This is a genomic window from Actinoplanes sp. OR16, assembly GCF_004001265.1.
In the GTDB taxonomy this organism is placed as follows: Bacteria; Actinomycetota; Actinomycetes; order Mycobacteriales; family Micromonosporaceae; genus Actinoplanes.
Window position 1 is genome coordinate 4,277,725 of sequence record NZ_AP019371.1, and the last position, 16,442, is coordinate 4,294,166.

At 71.1% G+C, this 16,442-nt stretch carries 12 protein-coding genes; 6 read left to right on the forward strand and 6 right to left on the reverse strand.

The annotated features are described in order from the left end of the window. Positions 1–62: 62 nt before the first annotated feature. Positions 63–1,226, reverse strand: a complete 1,164-nt coding sequence (locus EP757_RS19815; RefSeq protein WP_127548145.1) for a S8 family peptidase — start codon at positions 1,224–1,226, stop codon at positions 63–65. Between the two features lie 171 nt (positions 1,227–1,397). Here EP757_RS19815 and EP757_RS19820 point away from each other — a divergent pair, with 171 nt between their 5' ends. Further along, positions 1,398–3,416, forward strand: coding sequence for an ATP-binding protein (locus EP757_RS19820; protein WP_127548147.1), 2,019 nt, complete (start codon positions 1,398–1,400; stop codon positions 3,414–3,416). 92 nt (positions 3,417–3,508) lie between these two features. After that, positions 3,509–4,270, forward strand: a complete 762-nt coding sequence (locus EP757_RS19825) for a sensor histidine kinase KdpD (RefSeq protein ID WP_127548149.1) — start codon at positions 3,509–3,511, stop codon at positions 4,268–4,270. A 43-nt stretch (positions 4,271–4,313) separates the two neighbouring features. Here the strand turns inward: EP757_RS19825 and EP757_RS19830 are convergent, their stop codons facing one another. The 5 genes from EP757_RS19830 to EP757_RS19850 form a co-directional block, all read right to left on the reverse strand. Next, positions 4,314–6,626 carry a PAS domain S-box protein gene (locus EP757_RS19830; protein WP_232050582.1) on the reverse strand — a complete coding sequence of 771 codons (2,313 nt, stop codon included), beginning with the start codon at positions 6,624–6,626 and terminating at the stop codon, positions 4,314–4,316. 70 nt (positions 6,627–6,696) lie between these two features. Next, positions 6,697–7,281, reverse strand: coding sequence for a hypothetical protein (locus tag EP757_RS19835; RefSeq protein WP_127548153.1), 585 nt, complete (start codon positions 7,279–7,281; stop codon positions 6,697–6,699). A 29-nt stretch (positions 7,282–7,310) separates the two neighbouring features. Beyond that, the gene (locus EP757_RS19840) at positions 7,311–8,513 is read right to left on the reverse strand and encodes a GAF domain-containing sensor histidine kinase (RefSeq protein WP_127548155.1); all 1,203 of its coding nucleotides are present in this window, start codon (positions 8,511–8,513) and stop codon (positions 7,311–7,313) included. Next, positions 8,510–10,564 (reverse strand): ATP-binding protein, encoded by a 2,055-nt coding sequence (locus tag EP757_RS19845; RefSeq protein ID WP_127548157.1) that lies wholly within the window; start codon positions 10,562–10,564, stop codon positions 8,510–8,512. Before EP757_RS19845 ends, EP757_RS19840 begins: the two co-directional genes overlap by 4 nt. A gap of 67 nt (positions 10,565–10,631) precedes the next feature. Further along, positions 10,632–11,900 (reverse strand): histidinol-phosphate transaminase, encoded by a 1,269-nt coding sequence (locus EP757_RS19850; protein ID WP_127548159.1) that lies wholly within the window; start codon positions 11,898–11,900, stop codon positions 10,632–10,634. Between the two features lie 158 nt (positions 11,901–12,058). On the opposite strand from EP757_RS19850, the gene EP757_RS19855 reads away from it, so the two are divergent. From EP757_RS19855 to EP757_RS19870, 4 genes are read left to right on the forward strand one after another with little or no spacing between them, the layout of a single operon-like run. Continuing rightward, a complete protein-coding gene (locus EP757_RS19855; protein ID WP_127548161.1) occupies positions 12,059–12,571 on the forward strand; it encodes a DUF6069 family protein in 513 nt (170 codons plus the stop codon). A gap of 23 nt (positions 12,572–12,594) precedes the next feature. Next, positions 12,595–15,330 carry an HAD-IC family P-type ATPase gene (locus EP757_RS19860; RefSeq protein WP_232050583.1) on the forward strand — a complete coding sequence of 912 codons (2,736 nt, stop codon included), beginning with the start codon at positions 12,595–12,597 and terminating at the stop codon, positions 15,328–15,330. Further along, positions 15,327–15,851 carry a hypothetical protein gene (locus tag EP757_RS19865; RefSeq protein WP_127548165.1) on the forward strand — a complete coding sequence of 175 codons (525 nt, stop codon included), beginning with the start codon at positions 15,327–15,329 and terminating at the stop codon, positions 15,849–15,851. The genes EP757_RS19860 and EP757_RS19865 overlap by 4 nt, the downstream gene beginning before the upstream one ends. Then, entirely contained in the window at positions 15,848–16,423 is a 576-nt protein-coding gene (locus EP757_RS19870) for an RDD family protein (protein ID WP_232050584.1), read from the forward strand. Before EP757_RS19865 ends, EP757_RS19870 begins: the two co-directional genes overlap by 4 nt. Positions 16,424–16,442: the final 19 nt, after the last annotated feature.

The window sequence follows — 16,442 nt, forward strand, 5'->3', positions numbered from 1 at the left end:
GGTCATCTCGTCGCACGGGGAAGGGGCCCGCCGGACAGCGGGCCCCTTCGATGCGTGAGGTGCTACTGGACGACGAAGAGCAGGCGGTTCGGCGAGCCCGAGCCGGGGCTGGTCACGACGCCCGTGGTGGCGTTGCTGGTGAGGGCCGAGGAGACCTGGGCCGGGGTGTAGGACGGGTTGCGGGAGAGGACCAGAGCCGCGGCGCCGGCCACGTGCGGTGAGGCCATCGAGGTGCCGCTGATCGTGTTGGTGGCCGAGCTGCTGGTGTACCAGGCCGAGGTGATCGACGAGCCCGGCGCGAAGATGTCCAGCACGCTGCCGTAGTTGGAGTAGCTGGCGCGGGCGTCGGTGCGGGTGGTGGCGCCGACGGTGATCGCCGAGGCGACCCGGGCCGGCGAGGCGGTCGACGCGTTGGCGTTCGAGTTGCCGGCCGCGACCGCGTAGGTGACGCCGGAAGCGATCGAGTTGGCGACGGCGGTGTCCAGCGAGGTGCTGGCGCCGCCACCGAGGCTCATGTTCGCGACGGCCGGCTTCACGGCGTTCGAGGTCACCCAGTTGACGCCCGCGATGACGCCGGCGGTGGTGCCGCTGCCCGAGCAGTTCAGCACCCGGACGCCGACCAGCTTCACGGCCTTCGCGACGCCGTACGTGCTGCCGCCGACCGTGCCCGCCACATGGGTGCCGTGGCCGTTGCAGTCCACCGCGCCGCTGCCGACCGCGTCGTAGCCCGCGGTGGCCCGGCCGCCGAACTGGCTGTGGCTGTAGAGGATGCCGGTGTCGATGATGTAGGCGGTGACGTTCGAGGCGGTCACCGGGTAGGTGTACGTGGTGCTCAGCGGCAGGGCCCGCTGGTCGATCCGGTCGATGCCCCAGGTCGCGTTCGTCTGCGTGGCGGCGAGGGAGATGACCTGGTTCTGCTCGACGTACGCCACCTTCGAGTTGGCTGCGAGGCGCCGGGCCTGGGTCTCGCTCATGGTGGCCTCGAAGCCGTTGAGCGCCTTGCCGAAGCTGCGCTTGACGGTCGCTCCGTAGGTCTTGCTCAGGGAAGCCTGCTGCCCGCCTGACTTGAGGACCACGATGTAGCTGCCGGCCACCGCGTTCGCGGAACCGGCCAGCTTGATCTGCCCGAGGACCGGGGCGGCGGCCTCGGCCGGGGTCGCGGCGGCGACCGCCGCGAGCGCGAACAGACCGGCGGCCAGGATGCGGCCGTGACGTCGAATCGCCATGTTCTTCCTCTCTCGCCAGCCGGCGAACGTCCGGGGGGTATAGACGTTCGTCACTCGGCTTTGGATTGAGAGTAGGCGGGCGGCCGCCGTTCATCTATATATCGAAATGGATATATCGAGGGGTGCGTTCAGTTCAGGGCCGAACGTGCCGAAACGAATCTTGTGAAGAGGATGTCCGTTCCCGCCACAGCCGGTTTCGGGGTGCTCTACCTGGTCGCGCTGCTGGCCGGTCGGCAGACGGTGCTCGCGGGCACGGAGGATCCGGTGGTCTGGCCGGCCGCCGGGGTGGCCGCCGTCTGGCTGGTCAACCGGCGGGAGTCGCGGTGGCGCTGGCTGGACATGGCGGTCATCGGCGCCCTGACCGTGGCCGGCCTGCTGGTGACCGGCGCCGACCCGGCGACGGCGATCGTGCACGCCGGCGCCGCCATGGCGGCCGGCATGACCTTCGCCGTGGTGACGGCACGCCTGCTGCCCGGACTGTGGGCCGGTCCGGAGGGCGGCCGTCCTCTCGCCCGGCTCGACGATCTGTGGCGGATCCTGGTGGCCGCGGCGCTCGCCGCCACCGTGATGTCGTGCATCGACACGCTCGGCGACCGGCTCGCCGGCCAGGACGCCACCATGGTGAGGTTCGCGACCCGGGTGGTCCGGGACGTCGCCAGCGTGCTGATCTTCGGTGTCGCGCTGCAACGCGTCGTCTACCTGGTCCGGGGTGGCCGGAGCCGGCTCGACCAGGCCCGCACGCTGGAGTGCGTCGCGATCTTCGTGGTGTCGGCCGGCGCCTACTACTACACCTTCATCGTCAACCACAGCCTGCCGATCGGGTTCGCGCTGCTCCCGCTCACGGTCTGGGTGGGCATCCGGATGCCTACCTGGCTGGCGATCGGGCACACCCTGGTCTTCGGCAGCGTCGCGGCGATCTTCACTCAGCACGGCTGGGGTCCGTACGCGGAGATCGCCTCCCCGGACAGCCGGGCCCTGGTGATCGAGCTCTACATCAGCATGCACGCCGTCATCGGCCTGGCCCTGGCGCTGAGCCGGGACGAGCGCGACGCGCTGATCGACCGGCTGCGCGACTCCGAGCAGGAGGCCACCGACAAGGCCGGGATGATGACCATGATCGTCAACTCGATGACCGAGGGCCTGGCCATCCTGGATCCGTCCGGCCGGCTGGTGCTGCGCAACCCGGCCGCCGGACGGCTGCTGGGCAGCGTCAACACGGTCGCCGGTGGGGTGGCCCTGGGCAGCGACTACGGCTTCTTCCATCCGGACGGGACCCCGCTCGCCGATGCGGACCTCCCGTACGCCCGGGCTCTCGCGGGTGAAGAGGTGCCGCCGATGGACGTGCTGGTCCGCAACGCCGCCGTGCCGGAGGGCCGGATCGTCCGGTTCAACGTCGCCCGGATCGCCGTGCGCCCGGACGGCCCGCAGCACGTCGTGGTCGTCTTCCACGACGTCACGGCCGACCGGCGGCACCGCGACGAGCTGATGTCCTTCGCCGGTCAGGTGGCACACGACCTGCTCAACCCGCTCACCACCATCGAGGGCTGGGCCGAGGTGCTGGAACAGGAGCTGGCCGGGTACCAGCCGGCCGAACGGGTCACCCGGATCCAGCGGGCGGCGGCGCGGATGCGGACGTTCCTGAACGGCCTGCTCGCCTACACGGCGGCCCGGGACGGCAAGCTGATGCCGACCACGGTGAACCTGGCGCTGCTGCTCGGCGACATCGTGAACAGCCGGTACGACCAGGCGGAGAGCGAGGGCGTGCCGCCGCCGTACTTCGAGGTCGGCCAGATGGAGGCGGTCGAGGCGGACCCGGTCCTGACCCGGCAGCTGTTCGAGAACCTGATCGACAACGCGCTCGGGCCGATGCCGCCGGGCGTCGCACCGTACGTCAGCATCTCCTGCCAGCCGGCCGCCAACGGGATGCTGCGCGTCGACATCCTGGACAACGGCCTCGGGCTGCTCCCGGGCAAGCGGCGTGAGGTCTTCACCAGCTTCCACAGCGGGCAGGACGATCGCGGCAACGGGCTGGAGCTGGCGGTCTGCAAGCGGATCGTGGAGCGGCACGGCGGGACGATCGAGGCGATGGCGAACCCGTACGGCAGCGGGACCCGGATGTCGTTCACGCTGCCGGTGGGGCGGTCGGCGTACGCGCGAACGCTCAAGAACCAGTGGGCCGCCTCCCGCTAACCGGAAGGCACCCCGGGCCGATCTCATACCGGCCCCTCCCCGGCCGACCGTTACGCCTGCCAGCAACGGACGGACTCGGAAGGAGCGCCGGGATGACCTCGTACGACACCGACCTGGCCGCCCAGGTGCGCGACCTGGAGGAGCGGTTGCGGGAAGCCGAGCGGATCAAGGACGAGTTCATCTCGCGGATCACGCACGAACTGCGCACGCCCCTCAGCTCGATCCACGGTTATGTGGAGGTGCTCGCCGACCCGGACCTGCCGGCCGAGGCCCGCGAGCAGTTCCTCCAGCGGATCCAGCGCAACTCGGACCGGTTGCTCGCACTGGTCGACGACATGCTGCTGGCGGCACAGGCGGGGGCGGGCGGCGGGGCGTACCACCGGCGCCCGGCCGATCTCTCCGGCCTGGCGACCGCCGCGGTCGAGCAGCACGAGCCGCTGATCGCCGCGAAGGGGCTGTCGGTCACCGTCGAGACCGGTGCCCCGGTCCTCGCCGAGGTCGACGCCGTCCGGCTCGGGCAGGCCCTGGACCGGCTCATCCGCAACGCCGTCAAGTTCACCGACAGCGGCACCATCGCGGTCGGCGCCGGCGTCCGCGACGGCCGGGCCGAGCTCTGGGTCCGGGACACCGGCGCCGGCATCCACCCGTGCGACAGGGCCCGGGTGCTCGCGCCCTTCCGCCGGTCCGCCGCCGCGGAACGCGCCGAGGTGCAGGGCGCCGGGCTCGGCCTGACCATCGTGAAGGCGATCGTCGACGGGCACGAGGGCGCGCTGCGGATCGACGGTGAGCCGGGCCTCGGCACGACCGTCACGATCGACCTGCCGGCATCGCTGCACCCGGCGGACCGCTGGTGACGCGCCAGGCCGTCGCGAGCGCCAGGCCGTCGTCAGTCCGTCGTCACGCCGTCTCGAGCGTCAGGCAGAAGAGGCTGCCGACCGGATCGCCCGGCTGGTAGCCGACCGCGCCACCGTTCGCCTCGGCCAGGCTCACCACGATGTGCAGGCCCAGGCCGTGCCCCGCCGCCTCGGTGTCGCCGGCCCGGGTGAAGCGCTCGAACAGGTGGTCCCGCAGCCCCTCCGGCACGCCCGGCCCCTCGTCCCGGACCGCGATCCGGGTCGCCAGGCCGTCCACCGTCACCTCGATCCCGGTCGCCCCGCCGCCGTACTTGCGGGCGTTGGTCAGGAAGTTGACCACGATCTGCCGCAGGTGCGCCGGATTGACCAGCACCGCCGCCGACGGCGGGCAGGAGATCGGTACGTCCTGGTCGGCGGCGTCCAGCGCGTCCCGCAGGGCATCGGCGAGCTCGACCCGCTGCCGTTCGGTACGCAACCGCGTCTCGCTCACCGTGCACATCGCCAGCACGTTGTGGCGCAGATCGTCGATCCGCCGGGCGGCCCTCATGATCTTCGAGGTGGGAGTGGCTATCGGCGGCGGGAGGTCGCTCTCCAGGAGCATCTCGCCGTACCCCAGAATCGACGTCAACGGGGTGCCGATGTCGTGCGAGAGCATCCCCATGAGGTCGAGTTTGAGCAGGTTGGCGCGCTGCAGCTCGCTGTTCGCGAGTTCCAGCTGCGCATTGCGCTCGGCGAGCACGGCCTGGGTGGCGTCGCGTTCCCGCTCGGCGCGGGTCCGCTCGGTGATGTCCTGGATGACGCCGATCAGATGCAGCGGCGCTCCGTCGGCGTCCCGGACCAGGCGCACCCCGATGTGCACGTCGACCAGGTGCCCGTCGGCGTGGATGAGCCGCTTGGTCCGCTCGTACGCCGACCACTCGTCGGAGTAGAGCCGGGAGGTCATGACCACGCCCTCGGCCCGGTCCTCGGGATGCGTGAAGTCCTCGTTGCGGCGGCCGATCAGCTCCTCCGGCCGGTAGCCGATCATCCGCGCGTAGGCCTCGTTCACGTGCAGGACCAGCCCGTCCAGCCCGACGATGGCCTGCCCCACCGTGGATTGGTGGAACTGCACCCGGAACTGGCGCTCGCTCGTCGCCAGCATCTCCTCGGCGGTCCGGCGGGCGGTGATGTCGGTGTTCGTCTCGATCACCTCGCTGCCCGCGCCCTCCGAGTCCGGGCGCAGGACGTGCCGGCTCAGGACCACGACGCTGCGGCCGTCGACCCGGCGATGGGTGACCTCGCCCTCCCACCGGCCGTCGGTGGCGAGCGCCGTCTGCATCGCGGCACTGCCGTCGGGGAAGACCGTGCCGAGGAGGCTATGGATGTTGCGGCCCACCGCTGCCGAGGCGGGCCACCCGTACATCTGCTCGGCGCCCTTGTTCCAGAACCGGATCGTCCCGTCCGGGGTCCGCACGATGATCGCGGCCGGGGCGGCGTCGATGAGCTCGGCCTGGCGTCGCAGCTGGCGCTGGCTCTCGTGGCGCGCGCTGATGTCGTGCAGGAAGGCGTGGAAGACGGTCCGGCCGCCGTGCGATGTGGACTGGAGGGTGAACTCGACCGGGAAGCGGTGCCCGGACCGGTTCACCGCGGGCAGCTCGATACGCTGACCGGCCAGCTTCGACTCGCCGGTGGCGCGGACCCGGGCCAGCCCGGTGTAGTGCGCCTCCCGGTAGATCTCCGGGATGACCATCGTGGCCAGATCGCCGCCGGTCGCCTCGTCCCGGGTCCAGCCGAAGAGCTTCTCGGCCGCGGGGTTCCACTCCAGCACCACGCCGGCGGCGTCGATCGAGATGTACGCGTCCTGCGACACCTCCAGGATCCGCCGCACCACCGCGGAGGTCTCCTCGGCATGCCGTGCCGCGCGGACCAGCTCGATCTCGGTGGCGACCGCCGCGGCGAGGTCCTCCAGGATCGCCAGGTCCCCCGGTGACCAGTCGCGGGGCTTGCCGTCGATGGCGCAGAACGAGCCCAGCGTCTGGCCGTCCACCCGGATCGGCATCCCGGCGTACGCGATCACCCCGATCTCCGGGATCGCCAGGTTGTCCTTGAGCCGGTCGTCGAGGCGCGCGTCGCTCGTCACGAGCGGGGCGTCGTCGTCGACGACGTGCTGGCAGAACGAGTGGGAGAGCGGGGTCTCCCCCCGATCGGCCCAGGGCTGCGGCAGGCCGACCTGGCTCACGAAGACCTGCCGGTCGTCGAGGACCAGCGAGACCAGCGCGGTCGGGCTGCCGAGCAGCCGGCTGGCCAGCGTGGTGAGCCGCCGCAGACCGGGCGGCTCGGGCACGTCGAACACACCGGTGGCCCGGAGCGCCGTCACGCGCTCGGGGTCCTGAACCCGGAGCTGCGGATCGGCCACAAAGTCCTGATCGGTTGCGATCCGGTTGTTCTTAGGGCACTGCTCCCAACATCGTGAGAACCCCGGTGAACAGGGCGCTGGTCGCCTGCTGGTCGAGGTGCTGCGCCTGCCAGCCCCGGCTCTCGATGCCCTGCAGCACGCCGGACACCGTGGTGCGCACGGTCCGCAGCGTCGCCGGGGAGAGCAGCACGGCGGAGGTGCCGTCGGCGTGCGCCGCCCGCTCCGCCGCCCCGAGCGCGACCAGCGCGGCCGCCGCGCCGTTCAGCGTCTGCGCCACGTGCAGGCGGTCCCGGTCCAGGTTGAAGGCGGCCACGTGGACGGCGAGGCCGAGCGCGGTGACCATCCGCCCCGTCTCGTCGCCGCTGAGCACGGCCGGCATGGTGGCCGAATCGTCCTCGGCGGCCGTGGCGCCGGCGCAGAAGCCCTCGATCAGCTCGTCCGCCGACTCCAGCGGCACGAGCAGCGAACCCGGCGCCGCGCCGGGGAACTGGCGGCTCAGCGCGGCCTCCACGGCGTCGCGCACCACGTATTCCGGGACGACGCGGCCGGTCTGGCCCAGGCGGCGCAGGATCTCCCCGACGAGGTCGTCGAGGGTCATCGCACCGGGGCGGTCCATCTCCTCACCGTAGCGGTGCACGCCGGCTCTCAGCGACGGCCGGACGGGCCGGGCAGCGCGATCCGGGCGCAGACGCCGTCCGCGGTGTTCTGCACGATCAGGTCGCCGTGGTGGGCGCGGACGATGTTGCGGGCGATGGTGAGGCCCAGTCCGACGCCGGGCACGGCGTTCTCCCGCGCCCGCCGTCCGCGGAAGAACCGGTCGAAGATCAGTGGCAACTCGTCCTCGGGGATGCCGCAGCCGCCGTCCCGGACCTCGATGGCCGCCGCCGGGACGGCCTCGATGCGGATCATGATGGGCCGGTCCGGCGGGGTGAAGAACAGCGCGTTGCGGAGCAGTTGCTCGACCGCGTGGGTGAGCCGGGCCAGGTCGGCCTGGATCGGGACCGGCTCGTACGCGGCCAGGTCGACCGGGCCGCCGCGCATCACGATCAGCGACCGGCACGCCGCGGTCGCCGCGGCCGCCACCGTGTTCAGGTCGACAGTGGTGACCGGGGCCGGGATCGGCGCCTCCGCCGGGCGGGTGCCGGCCAGGATGTGGTCGACCATCTCGACGAGCCGCCGCCCGTTGCGGTGGATCGGGTCGATCAGCCGCCGGTACTCCTCCAGTCCGTCCTGTTCGCCGAGCACCTCCAGATAGCCCTGGATGATCGCGACCGGCGTCCGCAACTCGTGGGTGATCGTCGCGACCAGGTCGTCCTCGCGCTGCGACGACCGGGCCAGCTCGTCGCCGAGGTCGGCGACCCGCAGCCGGCCGCGGAGCGCGGAGAGGTGGCCGGCGGCCTGCCGGGCGAACGTGACGAGGTCGTCCACCTGCCGGTCGCTGACCTCCCGCGGCTGGGTGTCGACCACGCACATCGCACCCAGCACGTGTCCGTCCTCGTCGATCACCGGCGCACCGGCGTAGAAGCGGATCCCGGGCTCGCCGGCGACGTTGGCGTAGTCGGCGAACCGCGAGTCCTTCGTGGCGTCCGGGACGATCAGCGGCGCCCGGGCCGGCACCACGTGCGCGCAGAACGACACGTCGAGCGGGGTCTGCGACTCGGCCAGCCCGACCCGGCCGGCGAACCACTGCCGGTCGTGGTCGATCAGCGAGACCGCCGAGATCGGGGTGTCGAACATGTTCGCGGCGAGGCGGGTGAGGTCGTCGAGGACGACGGGCCGGGGCCGGTCGAGGACCTGGTACGACCGGAGCGCGGCCAGTCTCGCCAGTTCCTGGTGGTCTCGGCTCATCGGCGGGGCTCCCTCCACGACTGCTCTTCGGCCCGGGCGATGCCGAACTGAGAGGAACCGGAGGCGGGCGGGATGGTGAAGGTGAAGATCGATCCACCGGACGGCCGGTCCTCGGCCGCGATCGTGCCACCGTGCCGTTCCACGATCCGTTTGCAGATGGCCAGGCCCAGACCGGTCCCGGTGTACGCCCCGGCCCGGTGTGCGCGATGGAAGTTGCCGAAGATCGCCTCGTGCTGGCCGGCCGGGATGCCGATGCCGTTGTCGGCGATCCGGACCCGGATCAGGTCGTCGTCCGGCTCCGCGGTGATGCCCAGCTCCGGGGTGACGCCGGGGGCGGTGTACTTGACCGCGTTGCCGATCAGGTTGTCCACCAGCTGCCGGATCAGCACCGGGTCGGCCTGCACGACGGGCAGATCGCCCACGGTGAACCGGGGCACCGGCAGTCCGGCCGCGATCGCCGCGTCCAGCCGGGCCACCGTCACCTCGGTGACGACCTGTCCCAGGTCGACCGGGACGGTGGCCACCGTCGCGTCCCGGGCCGTCGTATAGGCGAGCAACCCGTCGATCAGACCTCGCATCCGCCGGGCCGCCCGGTGCACGCGGGCCAGGCCGTCCCGGGCGTCCTCGGCCTCCGGCGAGTCCGGCAGCAGGCGGAGCGACTCACCGGCGAAATCGCTCCAGCCCTCGATCGTGGTGACCGGGTTGAGCAGGTCGTGCGCGACCACCCCGGCGAAGTTGGTGAGCTCGTCCCGGTGCCGCCGCTCGGCCGTGGCGTCGTGGAAGAGGATCACGGCGCTGCGCCGGCCGGAGCGGTCGAGCAGCGTGGTGGCCCGGACGCTGATCACCCGGCCCTCCGGCACCTCCCGGTTGCGGACGAGGATCTGCACGTCCTGGAGCTGCTCGCCGGCCAGCGCGCGGGCATGCGGCATCTCGGCCTCGCCGAGCGGGGTGCCGTCCAGGTGGAAGAAGCTGTAGTGCTCGCCGAGCAGGCGGACCGCGGCCGGGTTCCGCAGCGTCACCGTGCCCTGGTCGTCGATCACGGCGAGGCCGTCGGCGGTCGAGTCGATGATCGCCCGGAACAGCTCGGCGCGCTCGGCGGCCTGCTGCCGCTGCTCCTCCAGTTCGGCCCGTTCGGCGGCGAGCTCGCCGAGCAGGGTGGCCCGCTCGTCGCGGCCGAGGGCCAGGGAGAGGGCGATCACCGCGCTCACCGTGACGAAGAGCTGGGCCACGACGGCCCGGGCGGCGTTGTCGCCGATGTCCGCGAAGGGGCCGACGTCGTCCAGGGTGAAGAGCACCACGATGGCGCCGGCGAGCAGGTTGTGCACCGCCACGAACGAGGTCGCCAGCCGGGCGCCGGCCCAGACCGTGACGCCCATCAGCAGGAACGCGAGCGGGAGGCCGTGGCTGAACGAGAAGCCGGCCAGGTGGCAGGCGGCCGAACAGAGAAGGAAGGCGGCGTACTCGAAGTACCGGGGAGTACGCAGCCTCCGCGGTGACGGGCCGCGGGAGAGGAGCGGCCCGAGGCAGAACCCGGCGGCGCCGACGATCAGGATGCTCGCGGTGTTCCGGCACAGCCACACCGACGCCGACGGCCAGGAGAAGTGGCCGGTCACCAGCCACACCACGGAAGGGCCGACGATCGCGCCGGCGACCGTGGCGCCGAAGGCCGCGGCCAGCAGGGCCCACAGGTCCGGCGGGCTGCGCAGCGGGGCGGTGCCGCCGGCGCCCCAGAGCCCGGGACGCCAGCGGCGGATCAGGCGGACGAAGACGACGGCCTGCGCCAGGTTGGCCGCCACGAAGATCGCCGACATCGCCGGGGTGGCCCCGGTCCGCATGTTCACCGCGATCGTGATCGAAGCGAGCGCCAGGAAGTCCAGCCAGCGCAGCGGCGAATCCCACTGCCTGCTGAACCAGATGGCGGCGATCCCGGCCGCCGGCCAGACCAGGCTCAGGTTCGCGTCGTCCATGACGGTGGCCCGCCCGGCGGCCGTCGCAGCCGCGTACGCCACCGAGAAGATCACGGTGTGCGTCAGCGACCTGCGGTAGGTCATGCGCCCCCGCCCTCTGCGAACCGACTCGTCCTGGGTCTGTTCGGCGGGGGCGGGGACGAACTGAGGGTCAGCTCACGGCGGCCCGGCGTGCCGTGTACTCCGAGCGGCGGTCCTGGCCCGGGTACGGGATCAGGTTGTCCGGCTGTTCCTCGTACGCCGCCTCGGCCCAGCGGCGGCCGCTCTGCTCCAGCGGGTCGGCGTCGTAGACCGAGCGGTTGTGGAACCGCTGACCGTAATCCATCATGCCGTCGACCAGCCGGTCCACGTCCTGCGTGGGCCGTACCACGAGCCGCATGAACTGGCTGGTCATGCCGAGCTTGTTGCCGCACTCCCGGGTCATGATGCCGTGGTTGGCGACCAGGAAGTCGCGCAGGGCCACACCGGACCACTCGGTCGGCAGCTTCACCAGGAAGAAGTTGCCCTGCGACGGGAAGACGGTCAGGCCGGGGATGCGGCTCAGCTCGCGGGCCATCGAGCGGCGGTCACGGCTGAGCAGGCGCAGGCTCTCCTCGTACTCCATCTCGTGGTCGGAGATCATGTGAACGACCTTCTCGGCCAGCGAGTTGAGGTTCCACTTCGGCAGCATCTTCGCGATCTTGCCGGCGATCGCGGGATTGGCCAGCATGTATCCGAAGCGGATGCCGTGCAGGCCGAAGTTCTTGCCGAGGCTCTTCAGGACGACGGCGTTCGGCCGGATCACCGCGTCCGGGCCGACCGAGGGGTAACGCTCGGCGTCCGAGAAGTCGATGAACGACTCGTCGACGACGACCAGGTCGAGGTCGCTGAGCGCGTCCATGAACCGGATGACGTCACGCCGGGGGAGGTAGTTGCCGTCCGGGTTGTTCACGTTGCAGATGACCGCGACCCGGGACTTGCGCTCGCGGATGAACTCGACGTACTCCTCGAGGTCGAGGCGGAAGCCGTCGCGCTCCTGCAGCGGGAACATGTCGACGCGCTTGCCGGTCTCCAGCGGCTGATCGGTCCAGCGGCCGAAGGTCGGGATCGGGATCGCGACGCTCTCCTTGATCAGCAGGTGGTCGATCCAGGTGATCAGCTCGGTGGAGCCGTTCGCCATGGCGACCGTCTGCGGGTGCAGGTTGAGCACGCTCGCCAGCTTCTTGGTGATGGTGGCCGAGTCGCTCGGGTAGTACTTCAGGATGCTCTTCAGCTCCCGGGTCAGCTCGTCGAACATCTCCGGGGTCGGGAAGTACGGGTTGCACGGAATGCAGAAGTCGACGATCTCCGCACCGTCGCCGGCCGCGCGGGCCAGATCGAAGTAGGAAGCGCTGTGTGCTCCCTTGTGCAGGATCGACGTATCGATTCCGGTCCGTGCCACGGTGGTCCTCCTCAGTGCCGGCGCCGCCCCCAACGGACCTGAGTACGGGGCGGGGCGCCGAATCGTTCAGAGGTTCGTTTCACCCCCGCCGGATGAGGCGGCGAAGTCCTTCCGGATCCAGGCTCGGGAATGTTATCCCCGATGCCCTGGAGGACGGCATGACCGGTATGAACGCGCCGCTCGACCCGACGCCGCGCCCCACGGTGAACGGCGGCAAACTCTGGGCGGGCGGCGCGGCGACCGCCGCCGTCGCCGCCCTCATCGCCATCGCCGGCATCCTGCTCGGCCGTGGCCTCTTCGACATCGACGTGCTCGCGCCGAAGGGGCAGGGAACCTGGGGTGACGCCAGCACCGGGTGGTACGCGTTCGGTGCTGCGGTGGCCGCCCTGCTCGCCACCGGGCTGGTGCACGCGCTGATCCTGACCACGCCCCGGCCGATGCGGTTCTTCGGCTGGGTGGTCGGCCTCAGCACGGTCGTGGCGATGCTCGCGCCGTTCGTGACCGACGGCAGCCTCGGCGCGCGGATGTACACGGCCGGGCTGAACTTCGTGCTGGGTATCGCGATCGGCTCGCTGGTGGCCGGCGTCGCCCGGTCCGCGACCATCATGATCCCGCCCCGGCCGGCGCCGAGGACATATCCGCCGCAGTCCTACCCGCCGCAGTACCGGTGAGAGGCGCTGAGTCCATGGCAACGATGACGACGCCCCCCGAGGCCCCGGCCTTCCACGTCCTGTCCATCCCGGAGGCCCTCGAACGCGAGCAGGTCGACCAGCAGCGCGGTCTCGCCGCGCAGGAGGTGACGAGCCGGCGCGAGAGGTACGGCCCGAACAAGTTCACCGAGGCCAAGAAGGAGCCCCGGTGGAAGGCCTTCGTCAGGCAGTACGCGGATCCGATGCAGATCGTCCTGCTCTGCGCCGGCCTGGGCAGCCTCTACCCGCTCAAGCAGTGGGGCACCGGCATCCTGCTGATCGTCCTGACGCTGATCAACGCGGTCCTCGGCCTGCGCCAGGAGGGCAAGGCCGCCGCGGCGATCGACGCACTTCAAAAAATGATGATCATCAAGGCCCGGGTACGCCGGGACGGCTCACTCACCGAGCTGCCCGCCGAAGAGCTGGTGCCCGGTGACGTCGTCCTCCTGGAGGCGGGTGACGTGGTGCCCGCCGACGGCCGGCTGCTGCGGGCCGCCACGCTGGAGATCGACGAGTCGGCGCTGACCGGCGAGAGCCTGCCGGTGGCGAAGGACATCGCCCCGGTGACCGGCGAGGACACCCCGCTCGGCGACCGCTCCGACATGGCCTACATGAACACCAACGTCACCCGGGGCGCCGGCGAGCTGCTGGTCACCGCGATCGGCATGTCCACCGAGGTCGGCCGGATCTCCGGGATGCTGCAGACCGAGAAGGACGCGGACACCCCGCTCACCCGGCAGCTGAGCAAGCTCACCAACCAGATCCTGGTGATCGCCGGCATCGCGCTGCTCGCCTCGGTGATCATCAACCTGGCCCGGGGCAACGAATTCAACGTGGTCTTCACGGCGGCCGTGGCGTTCGCGGTCTCGGCCATCCCGACCGGTCTGCCGGCCGTGGTCACCACGATCCTGTCGCTCGGCACCCAGCTGCTGGCCAAGGCGAACGCGATCGTGAAACGGCTGCGGTCGACCGAGACGCTCGGCTCCACCTCGGCGATCAACTCGGACAAGACCGGCACGCTGACGCTGAACCAGATGACCGCGACCGAGATGACCATCCCGGGGCGGCGGTACACGATCTCCGGGAGCGGTTACTCCACCACCGGCACGATCAAGCGGGTGGCCGGGCAGCCGGACGTGCCGCTCGAGGACTTCCTGCTGCCGATGACGCTCGCCTCGGACGCGGTGGTGAACGACGGCACGATGATCGGCGACCCGACCGAGGGCGCTCTCGTGGTGCTCGCCGAGAAGGGCGGGCTGGACGCCGTCGCGACCCGGGAGAAGTACCCGCGGGTCGCCGAGCTGCCGTTCGACGCGGCGTACAAGATGATGGCGACGTTCCACCGGATGACCGACGGCCAGGGGCGCGAGGTCGTCCGCTGCTTCGTCAAGGGCGCGCCGGACCAGCTGCTGGCGCGGGCCGCGTACGCCCCGGCGCCCGAGGACCTGTCGCTCATCCCGGTCGACGACGCCTTCCGCGAGCGTTACCTGGCGGAGAACACCCGGCTGGCCGAGCAGGGCCTGCGGGTCATGGCGACCGGCCGCAAGGACTTCGACCCGGCGACCTTCGATCCGGCTGCCGACCTGCTACCCCTGCTCGACGGGATGACCGTGCTGGCCCTGGTCGGCATCGTCGACCCGCCACGCCCGCAGGCCCGGGCCGCGATCGCGGAGGCGCACTCGGCCGGCATCGAGGTCCGCATGATCACCGGCGACCACGCGGTGACCGCCGCGGCGATCGCCGGGAAGCTGGGCATCCGGGGCCGGGCCATCACCGGGGCCGAGTTCGGCGCGATGAGCGACGAGGAGGCGGACCGGGAGATCGACGGCATCGGGGTGATCGCCCGGGTCACGCCCGAGCACAAGGTCCGCCTCGTCGAGGTGCTCAAGCGCAAGGGCCACATCGTCGCGATGACCGGCGACGGGGTGAACGACGCCCCGGCGCTGAAGAAGGCCGACATCGGCATCGCCATGGGTATCACCGGCACCGAGGTCAGCAAAGAGGCCGCCGCGATGATCCTCACCGACGACGACTTCGCCACCATCGTCAAGGCCGTCGAGCTGGGCCGGTCGCTCTACGCGAACCTGAAGAAGTACATCTTCTTCCAGATGGGCGTGCTGGTCGGCATGATCGTCACGTTCCTCGCGTCGAGCATCCTCAACATCGCGTCCGGTGTGCCGTTCGTGCCGTTGCAGAGCCTCTGGCTGAACTTCACCACCCAGGTCTTCCAGTCGGTGGGTCTCGGGTACGGCAAGGCCGACCCGGACATCATGAAGAACAGACCGCGGCGCTCGGACGAGCCGCTGCTGAGCCGTCCGTCGCTCTACTGGCTCAGCACCCTCGGCCTGGTGATGGCCGCGGCTACCCTGCTGGTCATCTGGTGGGGCGACAACTCGTGGGACGTGGACACCGGCCGTACGCTCGGCCTCACCGCGTTCTCGATCGCGAACCTGGCCTTCTCGCTGACCGTCCGCAGTGATCTGCGATCGGTGTTCAGCCTGGAGACGTTCGACGACCGGCGCTTCCTGATCACCAGCGCGATGTCGGCCGCCGCGATCGTGCTGGCCACCGAGTTCGGCCTGTTCCAGAAGATCCTGCACACCACCAGCCTGGACGTCGGTCAATGGCTGATCTGCCTGATCGCCGGCGCGATCGTGATCCTGCCGACCGAGATCCGCAAGGCGGTCCTGCGGCGGAGGGTCGCGGTTGGGCAAGCGACGACTGTGGGGAGCGCGCGATGAACCTGCCAGGGCTGAAGGCGTTCGGTGACCTTGCACTGGGCGCCGCCTTCCGGGCCCGGGAAGGCACCACCGAGGCGGTGGAGAAGATCCGTACCGTCGAGCCGCCGGAGAACGGCCTGCTGGGCAAGGCCGGCGAACTGCGCGCCCAGGCCGGTGAGCTGCGCGGCAGGGCGCAGGAACGGGTCGTCGAACTGGCGGCGCAGCTGGAGGAGCTGCGCCGGCGCGGCGAGACCGAACGGCAGCGCGGCCAGAGTCAGCTGGCCGAGGCGATGGACGCCGCGGTGACCAGGATGGCCACCTCGGCGCTGGTCAACCGGATCGTGGACTTCCAGGTGGACCGGATCCTCGGCACGCTGGCGAAGGAGCCGGACCGGATCCAGGGGCTGGTCCGCGGCCAGCGAGACACCGTGGTCGGCGAGATGGTCGGCCGGGTGCGCAGCGGCGCGGCGGCCGGTGACGCGGCGGTGGACCGGCTCACCCTGCGGATGAGCCGTCGTGACGGTGCCGCCGAGACGCCATGACAGCTCTGCCCGAGACGCCCGGCGCCCATCCGGACGGCGCCGGGCAGATGGTCAACGGCGTCGTCGCGTACAAGTCCGGCACGAATCTCGTCAAACAGGGGAACGAGGAGGCCGGCGTGACCCAGTCCCGGGTGATCCAGACGGGTGAGTACGCAGGGCTGGTCAGCCGGGCACTGGCCTACGGGGCCGACGCGTTCTTCGTCGCGCTGCTGACCGGAGGGTCGGTCACCGTCTTCGCGATGATCGCCTCGGTGGTGGGCGGATGGGCGGGCGAGCTCGGTCACCTCATCTCCTCGTCGTACCTGATCTTCCTGCCGTCGATCATGGCGGTGTACTGCGCGCTCTTCTGGCTGCTCGCCGGGCGCACCCCGGGGATGGCGGTGCTCGGCCTGCGGGTGATCCGCGTCGACGGATCGCGGATCCACTGGTTCGCCGCGCTGGTCCGCGCCCTGCTGCTGGCCTATTTCCCGATCGGCGCGCTCTGGCTGGTCGTGAACCGCCGGCACCAGGGCCTGCCCGATCTGGTGGCCGGCACCACGGTCATCCGGGTCCCTGTCACCCCGCCGGGATGAGGCCGCTCCCACCGGGCGG